The sequence below is a fragment of the Thalassospira sp. genome, assembly GCF_040218635.1.
GTDB lineage: Bacteria > Pseudomonadota > Alphaproteobacteria > Rhodospirillales > Thalassospiraceae > Thalassospira.
In genome coordinates, this window is the sequence record NZ_JAVJRB010000005.1 from 523,023 (window position 1) to 536,034 (window position 13,012).

Genomic DNA, 13,012 nt, shown 5'->3' on the forward strand with positions numbered 1-13,012 from the left:
AGCTGGCACGTTTTAAGTGCAGATCGATCAGTTGATATTCTGCGTTGAATTTAGCAACCAGTCCCGGAAGGCACGGACGGCAAAATTGTTCTCTTTTTCTTTTGGATAAACAACGTAGTAAGCGTGATGATTGGGGATTGAAACATCAAAGGGTGCGACCAGTCGTCCGCTTTCAAGTTCTTCGCGCACCAGAAATTCCGGCAGCAATGCCAATCCAAGTCCGGCGACCGCGGCCTGAATGACCATGTGGAAATGCTCGAACCGTGGACCGGCCAATTCATCAACCACCGCAACGCCGGTTGCGGCAAGCCAGTCCTGCCATGCACGCGGACGGGTGGAATGTTGCAAAAGCGTACAGTTGCGCACCCGTTCGCGCGCAATCGGAAGATCGTCATTTTCTTTCAGAAGCTTGGGCGCACAAACCGCAATCAGGGTTTCGCCCATCAGGCGATGAAACACGCAGCCCGGCAGGTTTTCATCGCCAAAGTGAATGGCAATATCGATGCCTTCGCGGTCAAAATTGAACTCACGCGTCTGGGTAATCAGATTAAGCTGGATATCAGGCCATGTTGCCTTGAAGTCCCCCAAACGTGGGACCAGCCAGCGTGCCCCGAATGTCGGAAGCGTCCCAACCGTCAGCATCCCGCCCGCATCGGAATAGGCCATGACCTGAAGCGTTGCGGCCTCTGCCCGGTCCAAAAGATCGCGTACCTGTGCGGCATAAGCTTCGCCCGCAGCCGTCAGTTTCAGGCGTTTTTTAACCCGGCGAAACAAATCACGGCCGAGATATTCCTCCAGCGCGCGGATTTGACGGCTGATCGCACTTTGCGTGACGTTGAGCTCTTCGGCAGCGCGGGTAAAGGACAAATGACGCGCTGAACTTTCAAAGAATTGCAAGGCGGTCAGGGACGGAAGCACACGGCGCATGGAGTATCCAGTTCATAACAAAACGGAATGATGTGGTGCGAATATATCGTTTGTTTGCTTCTCCTCCAAGGCGTAACGTTTTAAACGGTTCCAAGCCCCCTCGCGCCACCACATGAAGCGTTCGGGCCGTGGGGCGAAGTGCCGGGATGCTGTTAGTTTGGAATGTTTTGGAAGGATGTATCCTTTCAAAACATGACGGTATTCAAGGCAGAACAACAATAATGTCCGGGAATGAGAACGGTCAGAAGGCTTCAACACTGTATCGGATGAGATCGCAAGAATGGGTTTGGCGAACGAAAATTATGATGTGATCATTGTCGGTGGGGCGGTTATTGGCAGTTCCATCGCGTTGCATCTGACCGGCCGGGATGATTTCAAGGGCCGGGTTTTGGTGATTGAAAAAGATCCCAATTACGAATTTTGCTCGACCGCCCTGTCGGCCGCATCAATCCGTCAGCAGTTTTCAACCCCGATCAATATCGAAATGTCGGCCTATGGCATTGATTTCCTGCGTAACCTGAAACGCGACCTTGACCCGGACGTTGATATTGCCCTGCATGAAAAGGGCTATCTTGTTCTGGCAACCAATGATGGTCGCGATATCCTGCGTCAGAACCATGCGACCCAGACCGAATTTGGCGCTGATATCGTCTGGATGGAACCCGATGAACTGGCCGCCAAATACCCGTGGATGAACACATCCGATCTGGCAGCAGGTTGCTGGGGCCGCACGGGCGAGGGATGGTTTGATGCCTATTGCCTGATGCAGTCTTTCCGCAAACAGGCGCGCCGTCGCGGGGCGGATTATATCGACGGTGAAGTGGTCGAGGTCCTGCGCGATGGTCATCAGATTACCGGTGTTGTGCTAAAAGATGGCCGTCGGTTTGGTTGCGGCACATTGGTCAATGCCGCGGGAACCGGGTGTTCCAAGGTGGCCAAGATGGCCGGTCTTGAAATCCCGGTCGAGCCGCGCAAACGCTGCATTTTTGTCTTTAACTGCCGGGATGCCGCCGATATCAGCGCATCCTGCCCGATGCTGATTGATCCAAGCGGGCTTTATGTCCGCCCCGAAGGCGAATTTTTCATCACCGGCATTGCCCCGCCCAAGGATCGCGATCCGGAATGCTGGGATTTCGACGTTGATCACAGCCTGTTTGACGACATCATCTGGCCCGGCCTTTATGAACGCTGTGAACGGTTTGAAGCAATCAAGGTCGTGAATGCCTGGGCCGGTCATTATTCCTATAACCTGCTTGATCAAAACGCGATTCTTGGTCGCCATACGGACGTTACGAACTTTGTCTTTGCCAACGGCTTTTCCGGCCACGGATTGCAGCAAAGCCCGGCGGTCGGGCGCGGCATATCTGAGCTGATCGCGACCAATGCCTATCAAACCCTTGATCTATCCGTGTTTGGCTATGAGCGTATCCGCGACAATGCTCCGGTGCTGGAGCTAAACGTAATTTAATTCGATTTCGTAACGATAACGCGAAATCAAACTGTTAACCCAAAAGGTCGGAGCACGCCCCACATGCCCCGTGATGATACCAACACGGCAGACATGCCAGATAACAGCACTGCAATCCGTGATCGTCAGACCGGATCGGTGTCAGCAGGGGTGCGCAACCTTCATCCGGTTTATCTGGACCGCGCGCTAAATGCCGAAGCATGGGATGTTGATGGCAACCGTTTCATCGATTTCATTGGCGGGATTGGTGTTTTAACTGTCGGGCATCGCAATCCGGTGGTGATGGACCGTGTGGCCAAACAGTGCGAACGCTTTACCCATAGCTGCTTTAACGCGCTGCCTCATGAACCCTATGTCGCGGTGACCGACTGGTTGGCCGCAAACTGCCCGATTGAAGGTCCGGCAAAATCCATGCTGACCAATTCCGGGGCCGAGGCGATGGAAAATGCCCTGAAACTGGCCCGCGCCTTTACCGGACGGACCGGGGTGATTGCCTTTGACGGGGCGTTTCATGGCCGCACCTTGGCGACATTGGCCCTGACCGGAAAGACCAAGCCCTATAAAACCGGGCTTGGGCCGCTTCCGGGGCCGGTTTGGCATTTGCCATATCCTTGCCCTGAAACCGGGATATCTGTTGGCGATGCCATGGCAGCGATTGATAAGTTATTTGCCGTTTCAGCCGATCCGGCTTCGGTCGGGGCCATTGTGATCGAACCGGTGCAAGGCGAAGGCGGTTTTCGCGCCTGTGACGCGGCGTTTCTGGTCGCGCTGCGCCGCCTGTGTGATGCGAACGGCATGGTTTTGATTGCCGATGAAATCCAGTCAGGGTTCGGGCGGACGGGCAAGATGTTTGCCATTGAGCATGCCGGTGTGGCACCCGATATCCTTGTCATGGGCAAGGGGATTGGTGGCGGTTTTCCATTGGCCGCCATCACCGGGGCCGAAGATGTTATGAATGCGCTGGCCCCCGGTGGGCTTGGCGGGACCTATTCGGGCAATCCGGTGGCCTGTGCGGCAGCAACCGGTGTGTTTGGCGTATTGGAAACCGATAACATTCTGGGTCGTGCCAAGCAGCTTGGTGAAAAATACGCGACCCATATCGCATGGTTGCGCGATCTGCCCGGCGGGCATGTGATCGGCAATATGCGCGGAATTGGCGCCATGCGCGCCTTTGAGATGATTGCAGATGACGGGAAACCATCGCCCAAACGTCTGCAAAGCTTATTGCAACTGGCCCGTGCCAACGGGCTATTGTTAATGCCAAGTGGTGAACACGCCAATGTGGTGCGCCTGTTGGCACCTTTGACCATTCCGTTTGATCAGGTCGATGAGGCTTTTGCCATCATCACCAGACTTTTGCCGAAAGTGGCAGAGATCGCAGATTAACATCACTGGAATGGTCGGTGAGGTCACCGAAAGTTTAAAAAGAAGGGAGTTTTACCATGAGTTTTAAATCCATCCTGACCGAGCTTGGTCTGACCGATGCTGAAATTGCCAGCGGGACGCTGAAAGTCCAGACCCCGGTTGACGGGTCGGAATTTGCGTCTGTCGCCGAAACCACACCAGCCGAAATGACCGATGTTATTGGCAATGCCAAAAAGGCATTCGGTGCATGGCGTCAGGTTCCCGGCCCGCGCCGTGGCGAATTGGTCCGCCTTCTGGGCGACGAGCTTCGCGCTGCCAAGGAACCGCTGGGCCGTCTGGTGTCGCTTGAATGCGGCAAGATTTATCAGGAAGGTCTGGGCGAAGTTCAGGAAATGATCGACATCTGCGATTTTGCAGTCGGTCTGTCGCGTCAGCTTTATGGTTTGACCATCGCATCCGAACGTCCGGGCCACAAAATGATGGAAAACTGGCATCCGTTGGGTGTTGTTGGCCTGATCACAGCGTTTAACTTCCCGGTCGCACCGTGGGCGTGGAACACTGCCCTTGCACTGGTCTGCGGTAATGCCGTGATCTGGAAACCGTCGGAAAAAACCCCGGTCACTGCCCTTGCCTGTCAGAAAATCGTTGAAAAGGCGCTGGCGAAATTTGGTGATGCCCCGGCAAACCTGCATCAGGTGATTGTTGGTGATCGTGAAATCGGTGAAATCATGACCGACAGCCGCGATGTCGCCCTGATTTCCGCAACCGGTTCGACCCGCATGGGCCGCGAAGTTGCCCCGCGTGTTGCACAGCGCTTTGGCCGCACCATTCTTGAACTTGGTGGCAACAACGCCATGATCGTCACCCCGTCTGCAGACATTGATATGTCTGTGCGTGCGGTGGTGTTCTCGGCTGTTGGCACCTGCGGTCAGCGTTGCACATCCTTGCGTCGCCTGATTGTCCACAAGGATGTTAAAGACCAGCTTCTTCCGAAAATCATTGCAGCCTACAAGTCGGTCAAAATCGGTGATCCACTGAAAGACGGTGTGCTTGTCGGGCCACTGATTGACAAGGATGCCTTTGACAACATGCAGACCGCACTCACCAAAGCCAAGGCAGATGGTGGCAAGGTGCATGGCGGTGAACGAACCCTTGAAGCGGAATATCCGAACGCATTTTATGTCACCCCGTCGGTGGTTGAAATGCCCGGTCAGACCGAAACGGTGAAGCACGAAACCTTCGCGCCGATCCTCTATGTCATGACCTATGAAACGCTTGAAGAAGCCATCGCGCTTCAGAATGATGTGCCCCAGGGCCTGTCATCTTGCATCTTCTCGACCGATCTTCGTGAGACCGAGTTGTTCCTGTCATCGGTCGGTTCGGATTGCGGCATTGCCAACGTCAATATCGGTCCGTCGGGTGCGGAAATCGGCGGTGCATTCGGTGGTGAAAAAGAAACCGGTGGCGGTCGTGAGTCCGGCTCGGATGCGTGGAAAGGCTATATGCGCCGCGCAACCAACACGATTAACTATTCCCGTGAGTTGCCACTCGCACAGGGTATTAAGTTTGATATCTGATCGCGTGACTGATTGGACTTGATGAAGAAAACCCCGCTGGTTTCCGGCGGGGTTTTTGTTTGTGTGAAAATGCGATAGAATACGTTGTATGACAACGCAAACAGGATGCCGGTTATGAGCAAGGATACAGTGGCCATTCGTGTCGATTCCGATTTGCGCCAGCGGCTCGATAAACTTGCAGATGCCTTTGGCCAGACACGATCAAGCATCATCAATGATGCTCTGCGGCAATATGCCGACCATCAGGAATGGCAGGTAGCATTGATTGCCGAACGCGTTCAAAGCATTGAAGCTGGCGAGGAAGTGCTGATATCGCACGAAGATGTTCTTGCCACGTTTGAAAAACGCTTTGCAGACAAACAAGTCGGATGAAGATCGCGTGGGGCAGCCGGGCTGTCGAGGATTTGGACGGGATTATCGACTATATTGATGAGCGCAACCCGTCAGCAGCCCAGAGTACCCTTCAATTGATTACGGGATCGGTTTCACAATTGGCCATCCACCCGTTTATCGGACGGATGGGGCGTGTGGAGCGGACCCGCGAAATGATTGTCAACGGCACTCCATATCTTGTGGCCTATCGCGTTGACGAAAACATGGTCACGATCATTGCCGTTTTGCATGCAGCGCGCCGTTGGCCTGATGAATTCTGAACAATAAAAAGCGGCCCCCGAAGGGACCGCTTTTGAAGTCGTCTCAAAACTTGGGCTAATTAGCCAGCTTTGGAGAAACGCTCTGCGACATATTCCCAGTTAACCAGGCTGTCGAGGAACGCTTTGACGTAGTCAGGGCGCGCGTTGCGGTAATCGATGTAATAGGAGTGTTCCCAAACATCACAACCAAGCAGCGGGGTCTGACCGTGGACAAGCGGGTTTTCCGCATTCGGGGTTTTGGTCACAACCAATTTGCCCGATTTGTCCATTGCCAACCAGCACCAGCCCGAACCGAACTGGGTAACGCCAGCCTGAATGAAGGCTTCTTTGAAGGCATCAACAGAGCCGAAATCTTCGACGATTTTCTTTTCCAGTTCACCCGGAATAGAACCGCCGCCATTGCCCTTCATCATCTGCCAGAATTCGATATGGTTCCAATGCTGGGCAGCGTTGTTGAACAGGCCGGCTTTGGCAGCGTCACCATAGGAAGCAACGATAACTTCTTCGAGTGATTTGCCTTCAAGGCCCGAACCTTCGAGCAGCTTGTTGCCGTTCACAACATATGCGTTGTGATGTTTGTCATGGTGAAACTCAAGGGTTTCAGACGACATGACTGGCGCAAGCGCGTCATATGCATACGGAAGTGCTGGGAGTTCAAATGCCATGATACAGTTCCTCGACTTTCATTATGGGTCTGTGCGGTAACGCAACATATCCCTTTTTGCACGTTTGGTGAAAGTGAAAATCCCGTGCAACCTGTTGGAAACCTTTGTTGCAGGATCGTTAAACGCGGCAAGAGAGTGCCTTTGCTCAGTTATCTAAGACGCTGGGCAGGTTATGCAATGCGTCGTCTGGCAAGGGTCTGTTGCTTAAACACATCTGATGAACAATTTGCAGGGCAAAACGTTCCCGAAAATCTGCGATTTTTTCGCAATTTGCGGATGATCAGCAGAGTCGGTCGACTATTCTTTGTAAAGTCCGACCATATGCTGAATGTCGGTGCCATTGCGGATCATGACGTCATATTCCCCGCGACCAAGGGACGAAATATCAATCTGACAGGGGAATTTTAGACAATCGCGCAAAAACGCGATGGTGCCGTCAGGATGGCTCAGGATGACTTCACCTTTTTTGGTTTCCGAATGGATCGTGACACTGTCCGTGGTTGGTCTTGGGGCGACCTTGATCGCAGCCAACGCGGCTGTGGTGATCGTCATCAGACTGATCAGGGCGATGACAACCGGTTTACTGAGCAAAGATTTGGGCATGGCCTTCCTCGCGCGGTTTCTCATTCTTCATGCAGGGTAATATGACCGGCGAAGCAGAAGAATTAGCGGCGCAATTGAGGCATTTCCGTGCCGGTTCGTGCATAGGGTGATGAACTGCCATGCACAGACCAGAAGGTGCGAAATCTCGTCATAGCAAAAACACCAATCCCCGCAGAAGGTTAGCGCCGCGGGGATTGGACGTTCGTCAGATGTCATGTTTTAGCGCGGATCAGGGCGGACCCCAGATCGTGTTTGGGGCTTATGAACGGGCGGCCTTTAGCGCGTCAGAAAGACGTTTCGCAGCAGACTCGGGATCGGGTTGACCGCAAATGGCGGAAACAACCGCCAATCCGTTGGCACCGCTTTTTATAACCGGCGCGACATGTTCAAGCTTAAGCCCGCCAATCGCAACGGATGGAAGGCCTGCTATCTTGATCAATTCAGCCAACCCGTCAAAACCGATGGCCGGTTTGTGGTCGGGCTTGGTCGGGGTGGCAAAGACCGGGCCAATGCCGACATAATCGACAATGCCTTGGTCAACCTTGCGCGCCACGGCTTCATCTTCAATCGAAAGACCAATGATCTTGTCACGCCCCAACCGTTCGCGGGCCGCCCGCGACGGCAGATCGTCCTGACCAACATGCAGGCCATGCGCACCAATTGCGATGGCGGCATCAATATCGTCATTGACGATCAGGGGCACACCGGTTCCGGCCATCGCATCCATCAATTCACGGCCAATGCGAATAAGGCCTTCGGTTCCGGCCTTTTTATCGCGCAATTGCACGATGGTTGCCCCACCGGCGATGGCAGCCATGGTCGTTTCAACCATCGAATAGGTGCGGCAAAGATCGGGATCAAGAACCAGATAAAGGGATAGGTCAAAAGACTTCATAGAACCTCGATCCGGGAATTGGTGTTAAAGGTTCCTGCATCGAGATTATGCAGACCATCAACAAAGGCGGTCATGAAGGATGCCGGGCCGTTCGCGGTTTTGGCTGCAATTTCACCGGCAACGGCAAAATTGGTCAGGGCGGCAATGGTTGCCTCAAACGCCTGATTGGGTGTTATGGCGATATAGGCGCCGACAAGGGCGGTCAGCGCACAGCCCATTGCGGTGATTTTTGGCATAAGGTCTGATCCACCGGCAATGCGGACCGAACGGGTGCCATCGGTGACGAAATCAGTTTCGCCGGTGACGGCAACAATCGCATTTTGCGCAGCGGCAAGGGTACGTGCAGCGTCTTCTGCCTGTTCGACCGGATCGCCGCTATCAACACCCTGACCGGCACTTTGACCGCCACCAAGGGCAATGATTTCAGACGCATTCCCACGAATAACCGTCGGGCGAAGTTTCAGCAGATCAGCCACAGTGTCGCGGCGATATCCGGTGGCGAAATGGGCAACCGGATCAAGTACCCATGGTTTGCCTGCATCATTAGCCGATTTGGCCGCAGCAATCATGCCATCAACCCAGTTGGGCGACAGGGTGCCGATATTAACCGTCAGCGCACCGGCAATGGCGGCAAATTCACCGGATTCTTCGGGTGTGTGGACCATGGCAGGCGAAGCGCCCGCTGCCAGCAGGACATTGGCAGCGTAATTCATCGCGACATAATTGGTGATGCACTGAACCAATGGATTGGTCGCGCGCATGCGTTCAAAAAGATCGGTCGCGGTTTGGGTAAGGTCGGTCGTCATATCGAGGCTCCAATGCATCTTATGTCGCGGCGTTGGAGACCCAGTTCGAAGTCGGAAAGATGGAGAACGTTGGTAACAGCGTTCGCACCGTCCCTACGCCAGTATGAACTGGATCAGGTTCAACGGGTCACTGCGCTGATATTTCGCACGGCAGTTTCTCAGCCCCCTGACGGGGCTCCCCTTGGTGAAGGTGCAAGATGGGGTTTTCCGTGCTTTCTGTCAATTGAGCGCACAAGCCGTGGTCAAATAAAGACGGCCAGATAAAAAGGCGGCGGGATGGTTTTCGCCAATCCGCCGCCTTGATGATGTTCAACTTTTCTGGTCGCGTTATTTACGGCGTTCCATTGCCGCCTTAAGGGCGGCTGCCATCGCACCACCGGCGTCACCGCCGCCACTGCTACTGTTGTTCCCGGCATTGCCGCGGTTCGGGTTGCCCGGATTGTTGCGCGGACCAGATGATTGTTGGCCGCGATTGGCATTGCCACTGCGTGGGGATGTGCTGCGCGGATCATTGCGTTGTTCCGTACGGCGTTCGCGGGTTGCTTCGTAATCCGGGTCTGATTTCATCGAAAGCCCGATCCGTTTGCGCGGCGCATCGACTTCCATGACGGTGACCGAAACAATCTGGCCTGCCTTGACCACCTGACGGGGGTCTTCAACGAACTTATCGGCCAGCTGGGAGATATGAACAAGGCCGTCCTGATGGACGCCAATATCGACAAATGCCCCGAAATTGGTGACGTTGGTAACCGTTCCTTCCAACCGCATACCGGTTTTCAAATCCTTGATTTCATTCACACCATCGGTGAACTTCGCGGTTTTGAATTCCGGGCGCGGATCACGGCCGGGCTTATCAAGTTCGGCGATAATGTCGCGGATGGTCGGCACACCGAATGTGTCATCGGCATAGTCTTCGGCCCGAAGGGTTTTGATAAAGGCCGAATCCCCGATCAGATCCGCAAGCGATTTGGAGGCTTGCGCACCGATCTTTTTCACCAGCGGATAGGCTTCCGGATGAACAGCCGATGCATCAAGCGGGTTGGCAGCCCCCCGAATGCGCAAGAAACCAGCGCACTGTTCAAACGCCTTGGGTCCAAGACGTTCGACCTTTTTCAAATCGGTTCGCGACTGAAACGCGCCATTTGAATCGCGATAACCGACAATATTACGGGCCAGCGTTTCGGTCAGGCCCGCAACACGGGTCAAAAGCGGGATTGATGCGGTATTCAGATCCACCCCAACCCCGTTCACGCAATCCTCAACCACGGCATCAAGCGATCTGGCCAGTTTGGTTTCTGATACGTCATGCTGATATTGACCAACCCCTATGGATTTCGGTTCGATCTTGACCAGTTCGGCCAATGGGTCCTGTAAACGACGGGCGATGGAGGCGGCCCCACGCAACGAAACGTCGAGATCAGGGAATTCTTCGGCGGCAAATTGCGATGCCGAATAGATCGATGCCCCGGATTCGTTGACGATGACTTTGGTCGCCTTCAATGCCGGAAACCGTTTGAGCATCTGACCGGCAAGATCATCGGTTTCACGCGAAAATGTGCCATTGCCAATCGCGATCAGTTCGATCTGATGGCGTGCGGCAAGGGCGGCCATGGTGTTAATTGCCCCTTCGACATCATTGCGCGGCTGGAAGGGGTAAACCGTTGCGGTATCAACCAGTTTTCCGGTGGCATCAACCACGGCAACCTTAACCCCGGTACGTACCCCCGGATCAAGACCCATGGTCGCCTTTTGACCGGCAGGGGCGGCCAGAAGAAGGTCTTTAAGGTTATCAGCAAAGACCTTGATCGCGTCTTCTTCGGCGCTGTCGCGAAGCGATCCAAACAGATCAAGCTCGATCGACAGCGACAATTTCACCCGCCAGGTCCAGCGAACCGTATCGACAAGCCATTTATCGGCAGCACGTCCCTGATCCCTGATCCCGACATGGGTTGCAATCATGATTTCAGCACGGCCCTGTTCACTGCGCGGACGGGCTTCGTCTTCGGCACCCAGGGTCAGTTTAAGCTGTAAAAAATCTTCGTTTCGACCACGGAACAAAGCAAGGGCGCGGTGCGACGGGCAGGTTTTGATTTTTTCGGAATGTTCAAAATAGTCCGAGAATTTCGCCCCTTCGGCCTGTTTGCCGTCAATCACACTTGCGGTGATTTCGCCGTCATTCCACAGACGATCACGCAGCTTGGCGACAAGATCGGCATCTTCGGCAAAGCGTTCCATCAGGATCTGACGCGCGCCATCAAGGGCGGCTTTGATGTCTTCAACGCCTTTATCCGCATCGACAAATTTTGCCGCCTCGGTTTCCGGATCCAGCGTTGGATCGTTAAACAGGCCATCTGCCAATGGTTCCAGCCCGGCTTCACGGGCAATCTGTGCCTTGGTGCGGCGCTTTTTCTTATAGGGCAGATACAAATCTTCAAGGCGCGTTTTGGTATCGGCCTCGTTGATCGCGGCTTCAAGTTCAGGGGTCAGTTTTTCCTGCTCGCGGATGCTTTCAAGGATCGAAGACCGGCGGCTTTCAAGTTCGGTGAGATACCTTAAGCGTTCTTCCAGCGTGCGAAGTTGGGTGTCATCAAGCCCACCGGTTTTTTCTTTGCGGTAACGGGCGATAAACGGAACGGTCGACCCTTCATTAAGCATTTCAATGGTGGCAATGACCTGTTCCGGACGAACGGAAAGTTCTTCGGCGATACGCTGGGGAATTGGACGCATGGTTTCTCCTTGTTTTGCTCGTATGCCTGAAATAGCTGCTTTGACACTGATCGGAAAGAGTCAGTTTTCGCCAAATTTTTGCCAAACCGCATATTACGATTCTGTCTTTGATTCCAAGGGACTGAAATCCCATGCGTTTTGCCCGGTTCGGTCGTGTCTGTGCCAATGCTTGCCCATCGGCGTTTTGGACGCTATTTCTTTGGCAAATGTGAAATTACTGGGCGATTCGCCCGCAGCAGGAGAATTCGAATGGCCGGAAAGTTCCGCGAGACCGTCATTCATCAGGTGCCAAAAGAAAAGGCCGAATCAAAGCCCGACACGGCCAGGGATGACACAACAGGCGAGATCGCCGGTGCGGATGCCACACCACAACTTTCGCAAGATGCCATAAATGCGCTGGCTGAAGCCAAGGCATTTAAAGAAGCCGCCAAGGCCCGCGAAATTGGCGGACCAAAAGGCCCGGAACCAACCCGCTTTGGTGATTGGGAGAACAAGGGTCGCTGTATCGATTTCTGAGGTTAGCTATTGAGCTTTGAAGCGGATCATGAGGCTGCAAACGAACATTATCAGAGCGGTCACGTTGATGATTGCGGATAATGCAATAACTGTAGCTATCATTGTACTGTCGAATACTTGGCTGCTTATTATCTCTTTCGACATAGCGTAGATAGCGTATCCATGCAGTATCAGGATCATCGTGACCATCAATGACATCGACACTATTGCTGCTTTATAGATTATCCTAAATGCGATGGGACGTTGTTGAGGCTCATGCCCGTTAAATACATTCTCAGCCCAATATGTTCTGCCGAGCGAAGCATGCACATAAAAAGAATTTGTTCCAGCGAAGGCTTTGTTTATGAGCTCTGAAGCTAGCCGATTAAGTGACATTGCGGCAATCAACTCAGTGACAAATTCGAAGAACGCGTAAGTAGTGAATGCGATTAGAATTTCATTGAGCCCTTTGAATTTGAATATGTTTAGGCCAAAGAGCGTGAACTTGAGATCAGGATTATTTGTGACAGTTAAGAACAATAGATCGCAAATGAGCAGGATGACTAAAGCTCTTGAATATGACCTCGATTTCTTTTTAAAGGCTTCTTCAATGCGATCAACATTGTGGTCGCTTGTCAGCCACTCAGCAAGTTTCTGATCTTCGAGCGTTGCAGGAAGGTCATTGAACTGACTATCAATCAACTTCTTATGACTGGCGTTCAATGCCATCAGCTATCCTAACTTCTATATAAAAACTAGATTTCCATTCTTCATTAGTTGAGTAGTAGGTTGCAAGAATAACGTTTTGTTTGAGGCGGCGCTGGTTAGATG

General features: G+C 53.3%; 13 protein-coding genes and 1 riboswitch. Of the genes, 6 read left to right on the plus strand and 7 right to left on the minus strand.

Translation table 11 applies throughout. From position 1 onward, the window contains the following. Positions 1–27: 27 nt before the first annotated feature. On the minus strand, positions 28–927 hold the full coding sequence (gene gcvA / locus RIC05_RS05970; RefSeq protein WP_350044935.1) for a transcriptional regulator GcvA: 900 nt from the start codon (positions 925–927) through the stop codon (positions 28–30). A gap of 280 nt (positions 928–1,207) precedes the next feature. On the opposite strand from gcvA, the gene RIC05_RS05975 reads away from it, so the two are divergent. The 5 genes from RIC05_RS05975 to RIC05_RS05995 all read left to right on the plus strand — a co-directional run bounded on the left by RIC05_RS05975 (position 1,208) and on the right by RIC05_RS05995 (position 5,990). Continuing rightward, positions 1,208–2,395: an NAD(P)/FAD-dependent oxidoreductase gene (locus RIC05_RS05975; RefSeq protein WP_350044934.1), complete on the plus strand. Its 1,188-nt coding sequence runs from the start codon at positions 1,208–1,210 to the stop codon at positions 2,393–2,395. Between the two features lie 63 nt (positions 2,396–2,458). Continuing rightward, positions 2,459–3,781: an aspartate aminotransferase family protein gene (locus RIC05_RS05980; RefSeq protein WP_350044933.1), complete on the plus strand. Its 1,323-nt coding sequence runs from the start codon at positions 2,459–2,461 to the stop codon at positions 3,779–3,781. A gap of 56 nt (positions 3,782–3,837) precedes the next feature. After that, entirely contained in the window at positions 3,838–5,337 is a 1,500-nt protein-coding gene (gene amaB, locus RIC05_RS05985) for an L-piperidine-6-carboxylate dehydrogenase (protein WP_350044932.1), read from the plus strand. A gap of 114 nt (positions 5,338–5,451) precedes the next feature. Then, the gene (locus RIC05_RS05990; RefSeq protein WP_350044931.1) at positions 5,452–5,709 is read left to right on the plus strand and encodes a CopG family ribbon-helix-helix protein; all 258 of its coding nucleotides are present in this window, start codon (positions 5,452–5,454) and stop codon (positions 5,707–5,709) included. Next, positions 5,706–5,990: a type II toxin-antitoxin system RelE/ParE family toxin gene (locus RIC05_RS05995; protein ID WP_350044930.1), complete on the plus strand. Its 285-nt coding sequence runs from the start codon at positions 5,706–5,708 to the stop codon at positions 5,988–5,990. Before RIC05_RS05990 ends, RIC05_RS05995 begins: the two co-directional genes overlap by 4 nt. A gap of 59 nt (positions 5,991–6,049) precedes the next feature. Here RIC05_RS05995 and RIC05_RS06000 read toward each other — a convergent pair whose 3' ends face one another. The 5 genes from RIC05_RS06000 to RIC05_RS06020 form a co-directional block, all read right to left on the minus strand. After that, complete coding sequence (locus RIC05_RS06000) at positions 6,050–6,655, minus strand: superoxide dismutase (protein WP_350043610.1); 606 nt, start codon at positions 6,653–6,655, stop codon at positions 6,050–6,052. A gap of 297 nt (positions 6,656–6,952) precedes the next feature. After that, positions 6,953–7,258, minus strand: a complete 306-nt coding sequence (locus RIC05_RS06005; RefSeq protein ID WP_350044929.1) for a hypothetical protein — start codon at positions 7,256–7,258, stop codon at positions 6,953–6,955. A gap of 259 nt (positions 7,259–7,517) precedes the next feature. Then, complete coding sequence (thiE, locus tag RIC05_RS06010) at positions 7,518–8,153, minus strand: thiamine phosphate synthase (protein WP_350044928.1); 636 nt, start codon at positions 8,151–8,153, stop codon at positions 7,518–7,520. Next, positions 8,150–8,959, minus strand: a complete 810-nt coding sequence (gene thiM / locus RIC05_RS06015) for a hydroxyethylthiazole kinase (RefSeq protein WP_350044927.1) — start codon at positions 8,957–8,959, stop codon at positions 8,150–8,152. Before thiM ends, thiE begins: the two co-directional genes overlap by 4 nt. 73 nt (positions 8,960–9,032) lie before the next feature. Beyond that, positions 9,033–9,151, minus strand: a riboswitch (TPP riboswitch). Between the two features lie 135 nt (positions 9,152–9,286). Beyond that, on the minus strand, positions 9,287–11,686 hold the full coding sequence (locus RIC05_RS06020; protein ID WP_350044926.1) for a Tex family protein: 2,400 nt from the start codon (positions 11,684–11,686) through the stop codon (positions 9,287–9,289). A 249-nt stretch (positions 11,687–11,935) separates the two neighbouring features. Between RIC05_RS06020 and RIC05_RS06025 the strand changes: the two genes are divergently transcribed. Beyond that, positions 11,936–12,202, plus strand: coding sequence for a DUF1674 domain-containing protein (locus tag RIC05_RS06025; protein WP_350059742.1), 267 nt, complete (start codon positions 11,936–11,938; stop codon positions 12,200–12,202). Between the two features lie 6 nt (positions 12,203–12,208). On the opposite strand, the gene RIC05_RS06030 is transcribed toward RIC05_RS06025, so the two are convergent. Further along, entirely contained in the window at positions 12,209–12,910 is a 702-nt protein-coding gene (locus tag RIC05_RS06030; RefSeq protein ID WP_350044925.1) for a hypothetical protein, read from the minus strand. Between the last annotated feature and the right edge of the window lie 102 nt (positions 12,911–13,012).

Excerpts from the sequence above, each read along its gene's own strand:
- gcvA (WP_350044935.1), bottom strand. The coding sequence starts at position 927 with ATGCGCCGTGTGCTTCCGTCCCTGACCGCCTTGCAATTCTTTGAAAGT.
- RIC05_RS05975 (WP_350044934.1), top strand. The coding sequence starts at position 1,208 with ATGGGTTTGGCGAACGAAAATTATGATGTGATCATTGTCGGTGGGGCG.
- RIC05_RS05980 (WP_350044933.1), top strand. The coding sequence starts at position 2,459 with ATGCCCCGTGATGATACCAACACGGCAGACATGCCAGATAACAGCACT.
- amaB (WP_350044932.1), top strand. The coding sequence starts at position 3,838 with ATGAGTTTTAAATCCATCCTGACCGAGCTTGGTCTGACCGATGCTGAA.
- RIC05_RS05990 (WP_350044931.1), top strand. The coding sequence starts at position 5,452 with ATGAGCAAGGATACAGTGGCCATTCGTGTCGATTCCGATTTGCGCCAG.
- RIC05_RS05995 (WP_350044930.1), top strand. The coding sequence starts at position 5,706 with ATGAAGATCGCGTGGGGCAGCCGGGCTGTCGAGGATTTGGACGGGATT.
- RIC05_RS06000 (WP_350043610.1), bottom strand. The coding sequence starts at position 6,655 with ATGGCATTTGAACTCCCAGCACTTCCGTATGCATATGACGCGCTTGCG.
- RIC05_RS06005 (WP_350044929.1), bottom strand. The coding sequence starts at position 7,258 with ATGCCCAAATCTTTGCTCAGTAAACCGGTTGTCATCGCCCTGATCAGT.
- thiE (WP_350044928.1), bottom strand. The coding sequence starts at position 8,153 with ATGAAGTCTTTTGACCTATCCCTTTATCTGGTTCTTGATCCCGATCTT.
- thiM (WP_350044927.1), bottom strand. The coding sequence starts at position 8,959 with ATGACGACCGACCTTACCCAAACCGCGACCGATCTTTTTGAACGCATG.
- RIC05_RS06020 (WP_350044926.1), bottom strand. The coding sequence starts at position 11,686 with ATGCGTCCAATTCCCCAGCGTATCGCCGAAGAACTTTCCGTTCGTCCG.
- RIC05_RS06025 (WP_350059742.1), top strand. The coding sequence starts at position 11,936 with ATGGCCGGAAAGTTCCGCGAGACCGTCATTCATCAGGTGCCAAAAGAA.
- RIC05_RS06030 (WP_350044925.1), bottom strand. The coding sequence starts at position 12,910 with ATGGCATTGAACGCCAGTCATAAGAAGTTGATTGATAGTCAGTTCAAT.